The organism is Acidovorax sp. KPB24-07, from assembly GCF_057543315.1.
Genome location: NZ_BAAJYS010000069.1, coordinates 1 through 16478, shown reverse-complemented (window position 1 = coordinate 16478; position 16478 = coordinate 1). Strand labels below are relative to the sequence as shown.

General features: G+C 65.7%; 20 protein-coding genes. 14 read left to right on the top strand and 6 right to left on the bottom strand.

The genetic code is table 11. The features are described 5' to 3' along the window. Window positions 1-70: 70 nt before the first annotated feature. Window positions 71-427, bottom strand: a complete 357-nt coding sequence (locus AC27IQ_RS10285) for a DUF1304 domain-containing protein (protein WP_272564622.1) — start codon at window positions 425-427, stop codon at window positions 71-73. 261 nt (window positions 428-688) lie between these two features. Here AC27IQ_RS10285 and AC27IQ_RS10280 point away from each other — a divergent pair, with 261 nt between their 5' ends. The 5 genes from AC27IQ_RS10280 to AC27IQ_RS10260 all read left to right on the top strand — a co-directional run bounded on the left by AC27IQ_RS10280 (window position 689) and on the right by AC27IQ_RS10260 (window position 5924). Continuing rightward, window positions 689-1993 (top strand): replication-associated recombination protein A, encoded by a 1305-nt coding sequence (locus tag AC27IQ_RS10280; RefSeq protein ID WP_487089396.1) that lies wholly within the window; start codon window positions 689-691, stop codon window positions 1991-1993. Window positions 1994-2368: 375 nt separating this feature from the next. After that, window positions 2369-3298, top strand: coding sequence for a branched-chain amino acid ABC transporter permease (locus tag AC27IQ_RS10275; protein WP_272564621.1), 930 nt, complete (start codon window positions 2369-2371; stop codon window positions 3296-3298). A 13-nt stretch (window positions 3299-3311) separates the two neighbouring features. Continuing rightward, window positions 3312-4391 (top strand): ABC transporter permease subunit, encoded by a 1080-nt coding sequence (locus AC27IQ_RS10270; protein WP_272564620.1) that lies wholly within the window; start codon window positions 3312-3314, stop codon window positions 4389-4391. Window positions 4392-4410: 19 nt separating this feature from the next. Then, window positions 4411-5193, top strand: coding sequence for an ABC transporter ATP-binding protein (locus tag AC27IQ_RS10265; RefSeq protein WP_272548690.1), 783 nt, complete (start codon window positions 4411-4413; stop codon window positions 5191-5193). 2 nt (window positions 5194-5195) lie between these two features. Continuing rightward, on the top strand, window positions 5196-5924 hold the full coding sequence (locus tag AC27IQ_RS10260) for an ABC transporter ATP-binding protein (RefSeq protein WP_272564618.1): 729 nt from the start codon (window positions 5196-5198) through the stop codon (window positions 5922-5924). A 145-nt stretch (window positions 5925-6069) separates the two neighbouring features. On the opposite strand, the gene AC27IQ_RS10255 is transcribed toward AC27IQ_RS10260, so the two are convergent. Continuing rightward, window positions 6070-6669, bottom strand: coding sequence for an outer membrane beta-barrel protein (locus AC27IQ_RS10255; RefSeq protein WP_487089395.1), 600 nt, complete (start codon window positions 6667-6669; stop codon window positions 6070-6072). Between the two features lie 291 nt (window positions 6670-6960). Here AC27IQ_RS10255 and AC27IQ_RS10250 point away from each other — a divergent pair, with 291 nt between their 5' ends. Both AC27IQ_RS10250 and AC27IQ_RS10245 read left to right on the top strand, forming a co-directional pair. After that, complete coding sequence (locus AC27IQ_RS10250; protein WP_487089394.1) at window positions 6961-7608, top strand: DUF47 domain-containing protein; 648 nt, start codon at window positions 6961-6963, stop codon at window positions 7606-7608. Between the two features lie 36 nt (window positions 7609-7644). After that, window positions 7645-8655, top strand: coding sequence for an inorganic phosphate transporter (locus tag AC27IQ_RS10245; RefSeq protein WP_487089393.1), 1011 nt, complete (start codon window positions 7645-7647; stop codon window positions 8653-8655). 87 nt (window positions 8656-8742) lie between these two features. Here AC27IQ_RS10245 and AC27IQ_RS10240 read toward each other — a convergent pair whose 3' ends face one another. Beyond that, entirely contained in the window at window positions 8743-9189 is a 447-nt protein-coding gene (locus AC27IQ_RS10240; protein WP_487089392.1) for a TM2 domain-containing protein, read from the bottom strand. Between the two features lie 7 nt (window positions 9190-9196). Next, window positions 9197-9718: a GNAT family N-acetyltransferase gene (locus tag AC27IQ_RS10235; RefSeq protein ID WP_317354784.1), complete on the bottom strand. Its 522-nt coding sequence runs from the start codon at window positions 9716-9718 to the stop codon at window positions 9197-9199. A gap of 124 nt (window positions 9719-9842) precedes the next feature. Here AC27IQ_RS10235 and rpsP point away from each other — a divergent pair, with 124 nt between their 5' ends. From rpsP to AC27IQ_RS10200, 7 genes are all read left to right on the top strand, one after another. Next, a complete protein-coding gene (gene rpsP, locus AC27IQ_RS10230; RefSeq protein ID WP_272564613.1) occupies window positions 9843-10094 on the top strand; it encodes a 30S ribosomal protein S16 in 252 nt (83 codons plus the stop codon). An 86-nt stretch (window positions 10095-10180) separates the two neighbouring features. Next, on the top strand, window positions 10181-10753 hold the full coding sequence (gene rimM, locus AC27IQ_RS10225) for a ribosome maturation factor RimM (protein WP_284395110.1): 573 nt from the start codon (window positions 10181-10183) through the stop codon (window positions 10751-10753). Window positions 10754-10823: 70 nt separating this feature from the next. Further along, window positions 10824-11591: a tRNA (guanosine(37)-N1)-methyltransferase TrmD gene (gene trmD / locus AC27IQ_RS10220; protein ID WP_487089391.1), complete on the top strand. Its 768-nt coding sequence runs from the start codon at window positions 10824-10826 to the stop codon at window positions 11589-11591. A gap of 112 nt (window positions 11592-11703) precedes the next feature. Continuing rightward, on the top strand, window positions 11704-12090 hold the full coding sequence (rplS, locus tag AC27IQ_RS10215) for a 50S ribosomal protein L19 (RefSeq protein ID WP_272548681.1): 387 nt from the start codon (window positions 11704-11706) through the stop codon (window positions 12088-12090). A gap of 122 nt (window positions 12091-12212) precedes the next feature. Next, window positions 12213-12911, top strand: a complete 699-nt coding sequence (locus AC27IQ_RS10210) for a CoA pyrophosphatase (protein ID WP_487089390.1) — start codon at window positions 12213-12215, stop codon at window positions 12909-12911. A gap of 66 nt (window positions 12912-12977) precedes the next feature. Next, window positions 12978-13955: a CobD/CbiB family protein gene (locus AC27IQ_RS10205; RefSeq protein WP_284395104.1), complete on the top strand. Its 978-nt coding sequence runs from the start codon at window positions 12978-12980 to the stop codon at window positions 13953-13955. Window positions 13956-14059: 104 nt separating this feature from the next. Beyond that, a complete protein-coding gene (locus tag AC27IQ_RS10200; protein WP_487089389.1) occupies window positions 14060-15145 on the top strand; it encodes a hypothetical protein in 1086 nt (361 codons plus the stop codon). A gap of 19 nt (window positions 15146-15164) precedes the next feature. Here the strand turns inward: AC27IQ_RS10200 and rsgA are convergent, their stop codons facing one another. Continuing rightward, on the bottom strand, window positions 15165-16139 hold the full coding sequence (rsgA, locus tag AC27IQ_RS10195) for a ribosome small subunit-dependent GTPase A (protein ID WP_487089388.1): 975 nt from the start codon (window positions 16137-16139) through the stop codon (window positions 15165-15167). An 18-nt stretch (window positions 16140-16157) separates the two neighbouring features. After that, window positions 16158-16478: 4a-hydroxytetrahydrobiopterin dehydratase (locus AC27IQ_RS10190; RefSeq protein WP_487089387.1), on the bottom strand; the 321-nt coding region annotated here is incomplete at its 5' end.

Here is a 16478-nt window from a genome sequence, read left to right as displayed (position 1 = left end):
ATGCCCTAGTACTGATTGCGCTGGCGGCCATTTTGATACATGGCATGCGCCCTGGCCGCAGCGCGCCGGATCAGGCCAGCAGCACCAGGGCCAGGCCCACGGCGGCCGGAATGGCCTGGATGAACAGGATCTTGCGGGACGCCGTGGCAGCGCCGAACACGCCGGCCACCAGCACGCACAGCAGGAAGAACACCTTCACGCCCAGGCCGGCGCCGCCCAGCCACAGGCCCCAGAACAGGCCCGCCGCGAGAAAGCCGTTGTAGAGCCCCTGGTTGGCCGCCAGCACCTTGGTGGCGGCGGCCCGTTCCGCGCTCTGCCCGAAGGCGCGCAGGCCAGCGGGCTTGTCCCACAGGAACATCTCCAGCACCAGGATGTAGACGTGGAGCAGGGCGATCAGGGCGACGACGGCATTGGCGGCGATGGACATGGGGGATCTCCTCCTTGGGTTTTCGAATCGAAACGGGCGCCGCGGCATTGTGCGGGAAATTCCCGCAGGCCCAGGGGGGCGAAGCGCCCCGCAGGGGGACGGAGAATAATCGGGCGTCGCAGGGCCGTGCCGCCTGCCTGCCTGCCGAGCGTCCTCCCGCGTCACCCGGTGCCTGGCCCGTTGGCGTTGGCGTTGGCGCTGGGTCTTTTGCTCCCTCCGCGTTCATTTATTCACTGAGCCTACCCATTGACCCCCAAGCCCATGGCCGATCTCTTTTCCTCCGCCCCCACCGCGCCGCTCGCGGAGGCCCTGCGCCCGGCCAGCCTGGACGAGGTCATCGGCCAGTCGCACCTGATCGGTGCAGGCCGGCCGCTGCGGCTGGCGTTCGAGTCGGGCAAGCCGCATTCGATGATCCTCTGGGGCCCGCCCGGCGTGGGCAAGACCACGCTGGCGCGGCTCACGGCGAGCGCGTTCGGCTATGAGTTCATCGCTCTGTCGGCGGTGTTCTCGGGCGTGAAGGAAATCCGCGCCTCGATGGAGCAGGCCGAACACAATCTGGCGCTGGGCAAGAAGACCATCCTGTTCGTGGACGAGATCCACCGCTTCAACAAGAGCCAGCAGGACGGCCTGCTGCCGTTCGTGGAGTCGGGCCTGGTGACCTTCGTGGGCGCGACCACCGAGAACCCGTCGTTCGAGGTCAATTCGGCATTGCTCTCGCGTGCCCAGGTGTATGTGCTGCAGGTGCTGACCGACGACGAACTGAAGCAGCTCGTGCGCCGGGCGCAGAACAAGGTGCTCACCCACCTGCAGCTGGACGACGCGGCGGTGGACACGCTCGTGGGCTATGCCGACGGTGATGCGCGGCGCTTACTCAACCTGGTCGAGCAGACCGACACCGCCGCGCGCGCCGCCGGGGTGCAGCGGGTGGACGCCGCTTTCCTGGAAAGCGCGCTCACCCTCAACGCGCGCCGCTTCGACAAGGGCGGCGACAACTTCTACGACCAGATCTCGGCGCTGCACAAATCCGTGCGTGGATCGCACCCCGACGCGGCGCTGTACTGGCTCAGCCGCATGCTGGATGGCGGGGCGGATGCGAAATACCTCGCGCGCCGCATCGTGCGCATGGCCTGGGAGGACATCGGCCTGGCCGATCCGCGCGCCATGCAGATCGCCAACGACGCGGCGCTCACCTACGAGCGCCTGGGCTCGCCCGAGGGCGAACTGGCGCTGGCCCAGGCCGTGATCTACCTGGCGGTGGCGCCCAAGAGCAACGCCGGCTACATGGCCTACAACCAGGCCAAGGCGTTCATCAAGAAGGACAAGTCGCGCGAGGTGCCCAACCACCTGCGCAACGCGCCCACCAAGCTGATGAAGGAGCTGGGCCACGGCAAGGCCTACCGCTACGCCCACGACGAGCCCGGCGGCTACGCGGCGGGCGAGACCTACCTGCCCGAGGACATGCCCGAGCCCGGCTGGTACCAGCCGGTGCCTCGCGGGCTGGAGGCCAAGATCGCCGACAAGCTGGCCCAGTTGCGCCAGCTGGACCAGGACGCGGCCAAGGATTGAGGGGGAAGGGGAGGGCGCTGCGAGGCTGCGCACCCCCGGTCCATCGCCGGGCGGCATCTCCGCCCAGCCCACCGGCCGCCCCCTCGGGCGGGGTGGTCAGCGGCTGCTGAACCGTATAAGCCACCCGGGCCAATCCCTCGGCTGCATCACCCCGGCTAATGGTGACGTCGCCCCGCTGATGGCGCGCGAGTCCAAGGGAAAACCCCGCCAAACGTGCTAAAGGCGCACGGTTTCGACTGGCTACAATCCCGTCCACCAAACCCGCACAGCTTTGCTCCTGGCGGGTTTTTTGCTAGGTGGCATTGGGGGCTCACAAGGCACTGCCGATCTTGGCTTGCGAAGTGCGCGCGTTACAAACACGAAGGACTTTTTTTTATGGACATCTTGCTGCAGCAGATCATCAACGGTCTGGTTCTCGGCAGCATGTACGCCTTGATAGCCTTGGGCTACACGATGGTGTACGGCATTATTCAGCTGATTAATTTTGCCCATGGGGAAGTGCTGATGATCGGCGCTCTCACCAGTTGGAGTTGCATTGGCCTGATGCAAGAGGCCATGCCCGGGGCTCCGGGCTGGATCATCCTTCTTCTGGCCACCCTGATCGCCTGCGTCGTCGCCGCGGCGCTGAACTTCGTCATCGAGAAGGTCGCCTACAAGCCGCTACGCAGCAGTCCGCGCCTGGCGCCCCTGATCACCGCCATCGGGATGTCGATCCTGCTGCAGACGCTGGCCATGATCATCTGGAAGCCGAACTACAAGCCGTATCCCACCCTGCTGCCCACGACCCCGTTCCAGGTCGGCGGCGCGGTGATCACCTCCACCCAGGTGCTGATCCTGAGCGTGACGGTGGTCGCACTGGCTTCGCTGGTGTATCTGGTGAACTACACCAAGCTCGGCCGCGCCATGCGCGCCACCGCGGAAAACCCCCGCGTGGCCTCCCTGATGGGCGTGAAACCCGACATGGTGATCTCGGCGACCTTCATCATCGGCGCCATCCTGGCGGCCATCGCCGGCATCATGTATGCCTCCAACTACGGCACCGCGCAGCACACCATGGGCTTCCTGCCGGGCCTCAAGGCCTTCACGGCTGCGGTGTTCGGCGGCATCGGCAACCTGGCCGGCGCAGTGGTGGGCGGCATCCTGCTGGGCCTGATCGAGGCCATCGGCTCGGGCTACATCGGCACCCTCACAGGCGGCCTGCTGGGCAGCCACTACACCGACATCTTTGCATTCATCGTGCTCATCATTATCCTCACGCTGCGCCCCTCGGGCCTGCTGGGCGAGCGTGTGGCCGATCGCGCCTGAGGAACCCATTGTCATGAAGCAAAACAAAACCGCACAGTGGATCGTCGGCGGCATCGCGCTGCTGCTGCTTCCGTTCATGCTGCAGTACTTCGGCAACGCCTGGGTGCGCATCGCCGACCTGGCGCTGCTCTACGTGCTGCTGGCTCTGGGCCTGAACATCGTGGTGGGCTACGCCGGCCTGCTGGACCTGGGTTACGTGGCGTTCTACGCCGTGGGCGCCTACCTGTTCGCGCTGATGGCATCGCCCCACCTGTCGGAGACCTTCGCGTCGTTCGCGGCCATGTTCCCCAACGGGCTACACACGTCGCTGTGGCTGGTCATACCGCTCGCGGCGCTGGTGGCCGCGATCTTCGGGGCGGTGCTCGGGGCCCCCACGCTCAAGCTGCGCGGGGACTACCTGGCCATCGTGACGCTGGGTTTCGGCGAGATCATCCGCATCTTCCTGAACAACCTGGACCACCCCGTCAACCTGACCAACGGCCCCAAGGGCATCGGGCAGATCGATTCGGTGAAGGTGTTCGGGCTGGACCTGGGCAAGCGCCTGGAAGTGTTCGGGTTCGACATCTCGTCGGTCACGCTGTATTACTACCTGTTCCTGGTGCTGGTGGTGCTGAGCGTCATCATCTGCTATCGCCTGCAGGACTCGCGCATCGGCCGCGCCTGGATGGCCATCCGCGAAGACGAGATCGCCGCCAAGGCCATGGGCATCAACACCCGCAACATGAAGCTGCTGGCCTTCGGCATGGGCGCTTCGTTCGGCGGCGTGTCCGGCGCCATGTTCGGTGCCTTCCAGGGCTTCGTGTCGCCCGAATCGTTCAGCCTGATGGAGTCGGTCATGATCGTCGCCATGGTGGTGCTGGGCGGCATCGGCCACATCCCCGGCGTGATCCTGGGCGCCGTGCTCCTGTCGGCCCTGCCGGAAGTGCTGCGCTACGTGGCCGGTCCGCTGCAGGCCATGACGGACGGCCGCCTCGACTCCGCCATCCTGCGCCAGCTGCTGATCGCGCTGGCCATGATCATCATCATGCTGCTGCGTCCCCGCGGCCTGTGGCCCGCGCCCGACCATGGCAAGAGCCTGACGCAAAAGACCTGAACAGCACTGAAAGTTAGAAATGGCAGAGAAATCCAACGATGTGGTGCTGAAGGTCGCCGGCATTTCCAAGCGCTTCGGCGGCTTGCAAGCCCTGTCCGACGTCGGCATCACCATTGAACGGGGTCAGGTCTACGGCCTGATCGGTCCCAACGGCGCCGGCAAGACCACGTTCTTCAACGTGATCACCGGTCTTTACACGCCCGACAGCGGCAGCTTCGAGCTGGCAGGCAAGCCCTACCAGCCCACGGCCGTGCACGAAGTGGCCAAGGCGGGCATCGCCCGCACGTTCCAGAACATCCGCCTCTTCGCCGAAATGACGGCACTGGAGAACGTGATGGTGGGGCGGCACATCCGCACCAAGTCGGGGCTGCTGGGCGCCGTGCTGCGCACCAAGGGCTTCAAGGAAGAAGAGGCCGCGATCGCCCGCCGGGCGCAGGAGCTGCTCGACTACGTGGGCATCGGCAAGTTCGCCGACTACAAGGCGCGCACCCTGAGCTACGGCGACCAGCGCCGCCTGGAGATCGCCCGCGCCCTGGCCACCGACCCGCAACTGATCGCGCTCGACGAGCCGGCCGCCGGCATGAACGCGACCGAGAAGGTGCAGCTGCGCGAGCTGATCGACCGCATCCGCAACGACAACCGCACCATCTTGCTCATCGAGCACGACGTGAAGCTGGTGATGGGCCTGTGCGACCGCGTCACGGTGCTCGACTACGGCAAGCAGATCGCCGAAGGCACGCCTGCCACCGTGCAGAAGAACGAAAAAGTGATTGAGGCCTACCTGGGCACCGGAGGACATTGAGAATGGCCGAAAAATCCAACAACGTGTTGCTCAAGGTCTCGGGCCTGAAGGTGGCATACGGCGGTATCCAGGCCGTGAAGGGTGTGGACTTCGAGGTGCGCGAGGGAGAGCTGGTGTCGCTGATCGGCTCCAACGGCGCCGGCAAGACGACCACCATGAAGGCCATCACGGGCACGCTGCCGTTCGCCGATGGCGACATCGAGTACCTGGGCAAGAGCATCCGGGGGCAGGGCGCCTGGGACCTGGTGAAGAAGGGCCTCGTGATGGTGCCGGAAGGCCGTGGCGTGTTCGCGCGCATGACCATCACCGAGAACCTGCAGATGGGCGCCTACATCCGCAACGACAAGGCCGGCATCGCGGCCGACATCGAGAAGATGTTCACCATCTTCCCGCGCCTGCGCGAGCGCAAGGACCAACTGGCCGGCACCATGTCGGGCGGCGAACAGCAGATGCTGGCCATGGGCCGCGCGCTGATGAGCCAGCCCAAGGTGCTGCTGCTGGATGAGCCCTCCATGGGCCTGTCGCCCATCATGGTAGACAAGATCTTCGAGGTGGTGCGCGACGTGTACGCCCTGGGCGTGACCATCGTGCTGGTGGAGCAGAACGCCAGCCGCGCGCTGGCACTGGCCGACCGTGGCTACGTGATGGAGTCGGGCCTCATCACCATGACGGGCCCCGGCCAGCAGCTGCTGAGCGACCCGCGCGTGCGCGCCGCCTACCTGGGCGAGTGAGCCCCCTCCACCGCTGCCTCCATGCGCTGCCAACCCGCGCATGAAGGCCGGCGTCTGGGATCGGGATGAAAGCGCGTGAAGCGCACGAAAAAAGGGCCCTGCGAAGGGCCCTTTTTGTTGGGGGTACGCGTGCGTACCTGCGCGCTCAGTAGCGGTACTGCACGCCCACCGTGGTCATGTCCACATCGGACTTGCCGTCGGCGAAGTTCAGGCGGTGGCGCTCCCATTCGACCACGGCCGCCCACTGCGGGTTGAACGCCCAGCGCACGCCGGCGCCATACGAGAGTCCGAAGCCGTTGTCATCGCCGGTCGTCACGCCGAAACCAGGGTTGCCCGAGGTCTTGGTGCGGCCGTAGGTGGTACCGACCTTGCCGAACACGTCGAACTGCTCGCTGAGCGGCAGGCGGCCGACCAGGCTGAGGTTCAGGCCCTGTGCCTTGGTCTCGCCGCCCACGCGGGTGGCATTGCCGAAGTTCAGATAGCCGAACTCGATGCCGAAGTTCTGGTTGAAATAGCCGCCGGTGTAGATTTTCCAGGCGGTGTCGTTGTCGTCGAACGCGAAGCCGCCCGTGCCGCTGCGCAGATCGTATTTGGACTGGCCGCCGCTCAGGCCGACGTAGCCTTGCTGCGTGCTGGGAATGAACGAGTCGCGGTTGGAGGCGCGATTGGCCGTCTGCGCGTGGGCGCTGATGGCACCGAACGCAAGCGCGAGAACGCACGGAAGAACGCGAAGCGTGTGTTTCATGGGGAAATCCTTTGGCATGGCGATGAAAGAGGCGGTTGCGTCTGAGCGTCTGAAAGAGGGCGGATCAAAGACTGCCGATTCAATGTAAGCCGCGCCTCGCCAGGGTCATGTGGGCAGCGCGGCGCGATGTTTGTAGGAGTTGCCTGACACGCCCGCCGCCGCCCGTCGGCACACGATGGGCCGGAGTGCATGCAAACGGCGCGGTTAAACTCGCGCCTTTCGCAAAAGTGTCATCGTCCTGTCACATCCGTGGCGACCGTGGGCGATGGGTCCGTCTGTTCAGGAGTCCGCATGTTTTTTGGAAAGCTGTTGCCCCGCGAGGGCAATTTTTTCGAGATGTTCAATCAGCATGCTGACCGCATCGTCGAGGCCGCCCGCGCGTTTTCGCAGTTGGTGGCCAACTACAACGATCCCCACCTGCGCGACAAGTACAACCAGGACGTGGACAACGCGGAGCGCGCCGCCGACCGCGTGACCCACGAGGTCAACCGCTCGCTGCACAAGACCTTCATCACCCCCATCGACCGCGAGCAGATCCATTCGCTCATCAACACGATGGACGACGTGGCCGACCTGATCCAGGACTCGGCCGAAACCATGGCGCTGTACGACGTGCGCCACATGACCGAAGAGATCACCCGCCTGACCGACATCAGCCTCAGGTGCTGCGAACGCGTGCGCGACGCGGTCAAGCTGCTGGAGAAGATCGCCGATCCGGCCGTGGCCGAAGCCGCGCTCAAGACCTGCGAGGAAATCGACCGCCTGGAGGGCGACGCCGACCGCGTGATGCGCAGCGCCATGAGCAAACTGTTCCGCGAAGAGCCCGACGTGCGCGAGGTGCTCAAGCTCAAGGCGATCTACGAACTGCTCGAGACGATCACCGACAAGTGCGAAGACGTGGCGAACCACATCGAGGGCATCATCCTCGAGAACTCCTGATCCCGGCCTGCCAGAAGAAATACACGCTCTCTACGCATGGAAACCGTCCAAACCGCCCTGTGGGTCGTGATGCTGCTGGTGGCGCTGGCCATCCTGTTCGACTTCATGAACGGGTTTCACGACGCCGCCAACTCGATTGCCACCGTGGTCTCCACCGGGGTGCTCAAGCCGACGCAGGCCGTCCTCTTCGCCGCGTTCTTCAACGTCATCGCCATCTTCATCTTCCACCTGAGCGTGGCCGCCACCATCGGCAAGGGCATCGTGCAGCCCGGCGTGGTGGACACGCACGTGATCTTCGGGGCCCTGGTGGGCGCCATCACCTGGAACGTCATCACCTGGTACTACGGCATTCCGAGCAGCTCGTCGCACGCGCTGATCGGTGGCATCGTGGGCGCGGTCATCGCCAAGGCGGGCGCGGGGGCGCTGATCTCGGCCGGCATCCTGAAGACGGTGGCGTTCATCTTCGTCTCGCCGCTGCTCGGCTTTCTGCTGGGCTCGCTGATGATGGTGGCGGTGGCGTGGATCTTCCGCCGCTCGCGCCCGAACAAGGTGGACAAGTGGTTCCGCCGGCTGCAGCTGCTGTCCGCGGGCGCGTACAGCCTGGGCCATGGCGGCAACGATGCGCAAAAGACCATCGGCATCATCTGGCTGCTGCTGATCGCCACGGGCTACGCGTCGGCATCCGACGCCTCGCCGCCCACCTGGACCATCGTGTCGTGCTACCTGGCCATCGGGTTGGGCACCATGTTCGGCGGCTGGCGCATCGTCAAGACCATGGGCCAGCGAATCACCAAGCTCAAGCCCGTGGGCGGGTTCTGTGCCGAGACAGGCGGGGCGATGACGCTGTTCGTCGCCACGGCGCTGGGCATTCCGGTGTCGACCACCCACACCATCACGGGCGCCATCGTCGGCGTGGGCTCCACCCAGCGCGCCAGCGCCGTGCGCTGGGGCGTGGCGGGCAACATCGTCTGGGCGTGGATCCTGACGATTCCGGCCAGCGCGTTCGTGGCGGCCATCGCCTACTGGGTCAGCCTGCAGCTCTACTGATCGCGATCCAGGGACGTTTGCTATTATTTTTATAGCTGCCACCGCATGTTTTCCTAGGGCGTTGGGCACATTCAATGCCCAATGCCTTCACTGGGAGATCTTGCGGGCCTCTTCGATCTGGTATTCGAAGTAGCGCTGGAAGCTGAAGGCCAGGCTGGCCATCAGCACCGCCGTGCCCACCAGCAGCGACAGGGCGATGGCGAAGATCGTGAACCAGTGCGTGCGCCCCGGAGCGGCATCCGGTGCCGCGGCCGGGTTGAAGCGGGCGTTCCATTTCTCGGGCGTCATCAGTCCGTACAGGATGGCGCGCAATGCGCAGCCTGCGATGGTGAAGCCCAGCAGCGGGATGAGCAGCCAGCTGGCGTGGTCGTCCTGCCCCATCGCCTGCACGCGCTGGATGCCGTAGATGCCCAGCGCCGTGGGAATGGGCAGGAGCCAGCCCAGCATGTCCGTCAGGCCGTGCAGATAGAAGCGGTGCAGCCCCAGGGGTCCGCCGACGAAGGCCAGCCAAGCGGCGATGGTCTTGTTCTTCATGAGGGGCTCATTCCGGCGACGTGGTGTCGCCCGCGCCCAGGGTCTTTTCCATCAGCACGATGTCACGCCAGGCGCCGAACTTCCAGCCCACCGAGCGCATCACGCCGATCTCGGTGAAGCCGGCAGCACGGTGCACCCCAATGGAGCCGGCATTGGCGGAATCGCCGATCACCGCGAGCAGCTTGCGCACCCCCGCCGCCTCCGCCTGCTGCGCCAGCGCATCGAGCAGCTTGCGGCCCAATCCCATGCCCCGGGCGGTGTCGGCGACATAGATGGAGTCTTCCGCCGAGAAGCGGTAGGCCGGGCGGGGCTTGAACCAGTTGGCGTAGGCGAAGCCGAGAACCTGGCCATCCTTTTCCGCCACGATGTAGGGCAGGCCCCGGGCCAGCACGTCGGCGCGGCGACCGGCCATGTCGGTTTCGGTCGGTGGGTCGACCTCAAAGGTGCCGGTGCCGTGCAGGACGTGGTGTTGGTAAATGGCGGTGATGGCAGCGATATCTTCGCTGCGGCTGTCGCGGATGGTGGGCATGTGGGGTGAAGTGGCTATAATCGCGGGCTTTGCAGCGTGTCGCTGGCCGGGTGGCCATGTCGCGTGTCTCAAACGCAGCAAAAAACCATGCAGCTTTACGCTGCGACCACCCGAAGGATTCATTATGGTCGTTATTCGACTCTCCCGCGGCGGCTCCAAAGGTCGTCCGTTTTTCAACATCGTCGTGGCCGACAAGCGTGTGCGCCGCGATGGCCGATTCATCGAGCGCCTGGGTTTCTACAACCCCACGGCCAAGGAAAGCGAAGAGGGTCTGCGCATTGCGCAAGACCGTCTGACCTACTGGAAGAGCGTCGGCGCCCAGTCGTCGCCCACCGTGGACCGTCTGATCAAGCAGGCCGCCAAGAAGGCTGCCTGATCCGCGTCCTCCGGACAAAAGGCGGGTCCCGTTGGTTTTTCTGACGGGCCCCGCCTTTTTTCATTTCCGAAACCCCGTTGCACACCATGCCCAATCTGCCCGTTCTTGAGCCTGCCGAATTGCCGTCCGATGCGGTGGAGATCGGCCGCATTGCCGATGCCTGGGGTGTGAAGGGCTGGTTCAAGGTGCTGCCTTACAGCGCCGATCCGGAAGCGCTGTTTTCCTCAAAGCGCTGGTTTCTGCAGCCCAGCGAAAAAGGCGCCAAGAGCTTCTTCGAAGGCACGGTGGTGCTGGCGGTGAAGCAGGCGCGGGAGCATTCCGATACGGTGGTCGCCACCGCCCAGGGCGTGGACGATCGCGATGCGGCCGAGGCGCTGCGCGGCGCGCGCATCTTCGTGCCCCGCTCGAGCTTTCCCACCGCCGCCGAGGACGAGTACTACTGGGTCGACCTGATCGGCCTGGCGGTCGTCAACCGCGAGGGCGTGGACCTCGGCACGGTGCGCGAGCTGCTCTCCACCGGCCCGCAGACCACGCTGGTGCTGGCCTACGAACACGAGGGCAAGGCGCAGGAGCGCATGATTCCCTTCGTCTCGGCCTTCGTCGACAAGGTGGAGCTGGCCGAGCGCCGCATCACGGTCGATTGGCAACCCGACTACTGATGGATCGATCGACCGATTGAAGGACGGGCCGCGTCGCCATTCCTGCTGCGGCCCTGGCCCCCTCTGCCCCATGCGTTTCGACGTCATCACCCTGTTTCCCGAGCTGTTCGCGCCGTTTCTGGCCAGCGGGGTGACGCGGCGCGCGTATGCGTCGGGTCAGGTCGAGGTGCGGCTGTGGAACCCGCGTGATCACGCCGAAGGCAACTACCGCCGGGTGGACGATCGGCCCTTTGGGGGCGGCCCCGGCATGGTGATGATGGCCGAGCCCTTGTCGCGGTGCCTGGCGGCCATCCGGGCCGACCGGGCCGAGGCGGCGGGGCAGGCGGCCCCGGTGGTGCTGTTTTCGCCGATCGGGCAGGTGCTCGATCACGCGGGCGTGACGCGCTGGTCCGGCAGCGCGGGCGCCATTTTGCTGTGCGGGCGGTATGAGGGCATCGACCAGCGCTTCATCGACGCGCACGTGCAGATGCAGCTCAGCCTGGGCGATTTCGTTCTGTCGGGCGGCGAGATCCCGGCCATGGCCCTGCTGGACGCCGTGGCACGCCTGCAGCCTGGCGTGCTGAACGATGAGGGGAGCCACCAGTTCGACAGCTTCAACGAGGCGCTCGACGGCTTGCTGGACTGCCCCCACTACACCCGGCCCGAAGAGTGGGAGGGGCTGCGGGTTCCTGCACCGCTGCTCTCCGGCCACCATGTGCAGATCGAGCGCTGGCGCCGGGATCAGCGCCTGTCGATCACCGCGCAGCACCGTCCCGAGCTCATCGACGCGGCGCGCACACAGGGGCTTTTGGGCAAGGCGGACGAGGCCGTTTTGGCAAAGGACGGCAAGTTGCTATAATCGCGGGCTTTTCGATCCTCTGGCCGGCCGCTTTCGCCTTTGCTGCGAAAGCACCCCACGTCAATCCCGACGCTTGCCAATCTTGGCGCGGACATGATCGTTGGATGCAAACATGAATCTGATCCAGACTCTCGAGCAGGAAGAAATTGCCCGCTTGAACAAGACCATTCCCGAATTCGCCCCTGGCGACACGGTCATCGTGAGCGTGAACGTGGTGGAAGGTACCCGCAAGCGCGTGCAGGCCTACGAAGGCGTGGTGATTGCCAAGCGCAATCGCGGCCTGAACAGCGGCTTCACGGTGCGCAAGATCTCCAGCGGCGAAGGCGTGGAGCGTACGTTCCAGACGTACAGCCCCCTGATCGCCAACATCGAAGTCAAGCGCCGTGGCGACGTGCGCCGTGCCAAGCTGTACTACCTGCGTGAACGCAGCGGCAAGTCGGCACGTATCAAGGAAAAGCTGCCTTCGCGTGTCAAGGCCGCGCCGGTCGCAGCCGCATAAGGCGCCTTGCGCACTGCCCCGAAGCCGCTACAGCGCAAGCCGTAGCGGCTTTTTCTTTGGCCGCTTGGCCGACCAGGCCCACTCCAATGACGCCGCCAGATTCTTCGCCTCCTTCACCTTCCATGCCTTCGGTGATCGCTCCGCTGTCTTCGCTGCCGCAGTTCGATCCGCGCCGCGTGCCCGTGCTGGGGGTGGACGCCCATCTCCCCCGCGTTCCTGCTGCGGCGCAAACGGCGCAAGCGCTGCGGCTGCGCTTTGCCTCGGCGCCGGCGTGGCTGCCAGAGGTCGTGCATGAGCGTGCCTTCACCGACCGGCCGTTGCGCCATGCCGCCGTGCTGATACCGATCGTGATGCGCGAACGCGCGACGGTGCTGCTCACCGAGCGCACCGTGCACCTGTCCACGCACTCCGGCCAGGTGGCCTTTCCCGGCGGCAGCGCCGACCCGGAAGATGCCAACCCTGCCGCCACGGCGCTGCGCGAGGCCTGGGAGGAGGTCGGCCTGGAGGGGCGGTATGTGGAGGTGCTGGGGGAACTGGCCACGTACAGGACGGGCACCGGGTTCAGCATCACCCCGGTGGTCGCTCTGGTGGAGCCCGATTGCACGCTGAATCCCAATGCCTACGAAGTGGCGGACGTGTTCGAGGTCCCGCTGGACTACCTGCTCGATCCGTCGCACCACCGGCGCCATGCGTTCGAATGGGAAGGGGTCACCCGCGAATGGTTTTCCATGCCCTATGAGGATGCCGCCGGCAAGACGCACTTCATCTGGGGCGCGACCGCGGGCATGCTGCGCAATTTCTACCGTTTCATGCTGGCCTGACATCGGGTGATCTTTCCGGTGGCGACGACGGCTGGGCACCGAACCGGGCCGCTATCATTGCCCCCCATGAGTTTCTTTGCCATCCTGTTCGCGTTGCTGATCGAGCAGGCACGCCCGCTGGCGCGCAGCAACCCCATCCATGCGGGCGTTCGCGCCTGGGCGCTGTCGATCAGCCGCAATTTCGATGCGGGAAAGGCCCACCACGGGTGGGTGGCATGGGCGCTCGCCGTGCTGGTGCCTTCGCTCGCGGTGCTGGCGGTGCACTGGCTGCTGTTCTACGGCGTGGGCTGGCCGGCGGCGGTGGTCTGGAATGTCGCGGTGCTTTACGTCACCCTCGGGTTCCGGCAGTTCAGCCACCATTTCACCAACATCCGCGATGCGCTGGAAGAGCGTGACGAAGACAGCGCGCGGGCCCGGCTCGCGGCCTGGCAGCAGGTGGATGTGGGCCAACTGCCCCGCAGCGAGATCGTGCGGCACGTGGTTGAGTATTCCGTCATCGCTGCGCACCGCCACGTGTTCGGCGTGCTCGCCTGTTTTTCGGTGCTGGCCGCGTTGGGACTCGGTCCGACCGGTGCGGTGCTTTACCGGCTGGCTGAATTCGTCTCGCGCTACTGGAAGGCTGGCAGCCCGCATCCGGCCAGCGCCTCGTTGCAGCGAGCCTCGGCGCGGTCCTGGACCGTGATCGACTGGTTGCCTGCCCGCCTGACGGCCCTCAGCTTCGCCGTGGTGGGCAGTTTCGAAGAGGCCATCGATGGCTGGCGCTTCCATGCGCAGCGCTTTCCCAACGACAACGATGGCGTCGTGCTGGCGGCCACGTCCGGCGCCATCAACGTGCGCCTGGGCGGAGAAGCTTTGCGGGCGCGGGTGGACCCGCTCTCGCCCGCCGGCTTTGATGGCGATATCGAGGCGGCAAGCAGCGACGTCACACCCGGCCGGGAGCCCGAGGTGGGGCATCTGCGCAGCGTGGTCGGCCTGGTCTGGCGCTCGGTGGTGGTGTGGATGCTGCTGCTCGCCCTGCTGACCCTGGCCCGATTGCTGGGCTGAGCCGGGTCTCTTTTTGAAGTTTCGTGGCGAAGTCGCTCCGCCTTTGACGCGGCCTTGTTCGTTACCGATGCCCTGTACCCGAGCAGGTGCCACCAGGACTGTTCATGAACCAATCTGAATCCCCCTCCTGCGAGCCTTCCACGCAGGAGATGTCCGCCGCCGCGGACCGCTTCTGGGCGGCGGTCCTGGGCGAACGGGCCGATCTGCAGGGCCTGGAGTCCGTCCCGTTCATGGAGCGCCTCAATGCCCTGCTGGAGCCTTGCGTTCCCGGGGTCACGGTAGAGGTGGCTGGCGCGGGCAAGGAGGGGCCCGTGGATGGCCAGGCCCGGCTGGTTTTCACGGCCCACGGGAGTGCCGAGCGGTTTGCCGATGTGCAAGCATTGACCGCACAGGCACCGGCGCAGTTGCCATGGCGGGTGGAGGCCTTCCGCCAGCGGATGCCTGGTGGCTTCGGCATGCGCATGGACGGATTCGACCTGGCCACCCATGAGCTGCTGGTGCGCGTGGGCCAGATCGATGGACGCATCGCATTGGCGCTGTCGTTTTCCAAGCCCGTGCCCATGGACCTGCAGGACCATGCCCGCCACATGGCGTTCATCTTGCTCGACCACATGCTGGGCGAGTACGATTTTTCGGTGAAGGTCGGGGTGGTGGAATTCGACACCGATGGGCTCAGCGACGACGCGGGCTTCGAGGACTGGGAGCCCGCGTCGCTCGATGACAGCGTTTCGCGCATCGACACCTTCTGGCGCGAGACGCTGGGCCGCTCGGCGGTCTATCCGCCCGAGCCGGTGCGCTGGGCCGCTTTGGAGGGGCGCGATGCCCAGGGCGATCCCATCATGGTGCAGGTCAATCTGAGTGCCAACGCCTTGGTGTCCCGCGCAGACTTGGGCTGGCGCGTGCAGGCCAGCCTGCCGGCGCAGGACAAGTCCGCGCTGCAGCAGGCGCAGGATTTCGAGGACGCCTGGGTCAATGCGGCCACCATGTACCAGCAAGGAATCTGCAGCCACATCGTGCTGCGGGGTGGCACCCGCACGGTGCATTGCTACGTGACCAGCGCCGACCACGCCCTGGAGGCCGCGCGGCGCGCTGCCGAAGCGGTGCCGGGCATGGACCCCCCCGTGCTGGAGGCTGAGCACGAGCCGGCCTGGAACGACTATCTGGGGTGGTACGTCGAGTGCCGGGACTGAGCGCCGCCGTTCCGTCCCATCACCAATGCCGGTGCTCGCTCAGCTCGGCAAACAGGTTGCTATAAATCTGATAGCGATTTGCGCTGATGGAATCTGCGCCGGTGCGTGATTCGCCTTGCAGTCCGTCCACCTGCGCCATGACCGCGCAGCCGGGCTCGTGCAGGTGCGTGCAGTTGTAGAACTTGCATCCCTGGGCATGCAGGCCGATGTCGGGCATGTAGCGCGGCAGATCGGCCGGTCCGATGTGGTGCAGGCCAAATTCCTGGAAGCCCGGCGAGTCGATCAGGGCGGTGCGGCGTTCGGCATCCACCCAGTACCAGGTCGTGGTGGTGGTGGTGTGCTTGCCGGAATTGAGCGCTTGGGAGATCTCACCCGTGAGCGCCGTGGCGCCCGGCACCAGCAGGTTGATGAGCGTGCTCTTGCCCGAGCCCGAGGGGCCGAGCACCAGGGTCGTCTTGCCCGACAGGCGCTCCATCAGTGCGGCCTTGTCCACCTCGCCCGACTCGGACAGCGACAGCGGCATCACGCCATAGTGGTGGCCGTCCGCTGCGCTGCCGCCCATGTGGCGGTAAGGCAGCAGCCGCTCCCACGCGCGGGCGAACGGCTCGACCAGATCGCTTTTGTTCAACGCGATGATCGGCGTGATGCGCTCGGCTTCCGCAGCGATCAGCGCACGGGCCAGCTGGCTCTCCGAGAACACGGGTTCGGCGGCGACCAGGATCAGCACCTGGTCCAGGTTGGCGGCGAAGGACTTGGTGCGGATTTCGTCCTGCCGGTAGAACAGGTTGCGGCGCTCCTTGACCTTCTCGATGGTGCCTTCGTCCCCCTGGCCGGCTGGCGCGGCCTGCCAAAGGACGTGATCGCCCACCACGGCCTGGCTCTTTTTCCCGCGGGGATGGCAAATGCGGCGCTGGCCGTCGGGCGATTCGACCAGGCAATGGCGGCCGTGGCTGGCCACCACGATGCCGTCGAACAGTGCGCTGCGTTCAGCCATGGCGGGGAAGGGGTGTGGTCATGCGGCGAGCAGGCCATCGAAGCGCGATGCGCATTCGATGTCGGTCGCCGAGATGCCATTCACGTCATGCGTATTCAGTCGCACCACGCAGCGGTTGTAGTGCACCGAAAGGTCCGGGTGATGGTCCTGCGCGTTGGCGACGAAGGCCACGGCGTTCACGAACGAGATGGTCTCGTAGTAGTTGGCGAAGCGGTAGGTCTTTTCGATGGCCACATCTGCGCCGTCGCCTGTCAGTTTCCAGCCGTCGAGGTCGGCCAGATTGGCGACGATTTCCGTCGCCGTCAAAGCACGTCGCGTCTGCGTGGACCAGTCTTTTTT

Excerpts from the sequence above, each read along its gene's own strand:
- AC27IQ_RS10250 (WP_487089394.1), top strand. The coding sequence starts at position 6,961 with ATGTTTTTTGGAAAGCTGTTGCCCCGCGAGGGCAATTTTTTCGAGATG.
- rpsP (WP_272564613.1), top strand. The coding sequence starts at position 9,843 with ATGGTCGTTATTCGACTCTCCCGCGGCGGCTCCAAAGGTCGTCCGTTT.
- AC27IQ_RS10200 (WP_487089389.1), top strand. The coding sequence starts at position 14,060 with ATGAACCAATCTGAATCCCCCTCCTGCGAGCCTTCCACGCAGGAGATG.
- AC27IQ_RS10285 (WP_272564622.1), bottom strand. The coding sequence starts at position 427 with ATGTCCATCGCCGCCAATGCCGTCGTCGCCCTGATCGCCCTGCTCCAC.
- rimM (WP_284395110.1), top strand. The coding sequence starts at position 10,181 with ATGCCCAATCTGCCCGTTCTTGAGCCTGCCGAATTGCCGTCCGATGCG.
- AC27IQ_RS10210 (WP_487089390.1), top strand. The coding sequence starts at position 12,213 with ATGCCTTCGGTGATCGCTCCGCTGTCTTCGCTGCCGCAGTTCGATCCG.
- trmD (WP_487089391.1), top strand. The coding sequence starts at position 10,824 with ATGCGTTTCGACGTCATCACCCTGTTTCCCGAGCTGTTCGCGCCGTTT.
- AC27IQ_RS10235 (WP_317354784.1), bottom strand. The coding sequence starts at position 9,718 with ATGCCCACCATCCGCGACAGCCGCAGCGAAGATATCGCTGCCATCACC.
- rsgA (WP_487089388.1), bottom strand. The coding sequence starts at position 16,139 with ATGGCTGAACGCAGCGCACTGTTCGACGGCATCGTGGTGGCCAGCCAC.
- AC27IQ_RS10240 (WP_487089392.1), bottom strand. The coding sequence starts at position 9,189 with ATGAAGAACAAGACCATCGCCGCTTGGCTGGCCTTCGTCGGCGGACCC.
- AC27IQ_RS10280 (WP_487089396.1), top strand. The coding sequence starts at position 689 with ATGGCCGATCTCTTTTCCTCCGCCCCCACCGCGCCGCTCGCGGAGGCC.
- AC27IQ_RS10245 (WP_487089393.1), top strand. The coding sequence starts at position 7,645 with ATGGAAACCGTCCAAACCGCCCTGTGGGTCGTGATGCTGCTGGTGGCG.
- AC27IQ_RS10255 (WP_487089395.1), bottom strand. The coding sequence starts at position 6,669 with ATGAAACACACGCTTCGCGTTCTTCCGTGCGTTCTCGCGCTTGCGTTC.
- AC27IQ_RS10260 (WP_272564618.1), top strand. The coding sequence starts at position 5,196 with ATGGCCGAAAAATCCAACAACGTGTTGCTCAAGGTCTCGGGCCTGAAG.
- AC27IQ_RS10275 (WP_272564621.1), top strand. The coding sequence starts at position 2,369 with ATGGACATCTTGCTGCAGCAGATCATCAACGGTCTGGTTCTCGGCAGC.
- AC27IQ_RS10265 (WP_272548690.1), top strand. The coding sequence starts at position 4,411 with ATGGCAGAGAAATCCAACGATGTGGTGCTGAAGGTCGCCGGCATTTCC.
- AC27IQ_RS10270 (WP_272564620.1), top strand. The coding sequence starts at position 3,312 with ATGAAGCAAAACAAAACCGCACAGTGGATCGTCGGCGGCATCGCGCTG.
- rplS (WP_272548681.1), top strand. The coding sequence starts at position 11,704 with ATGAATCTGATCCAGACTCTCGAGCAGGAAGAAATTGCCCGCTTGAAC.
- AC27IQ_RS10205 (WP_284395104.1), top strand. The coding sequence starts at position 12,978 with ATGAGTTTCTTTGCCATCCTGTTCGCGTTGCTGATCGAGCAGGCACGC.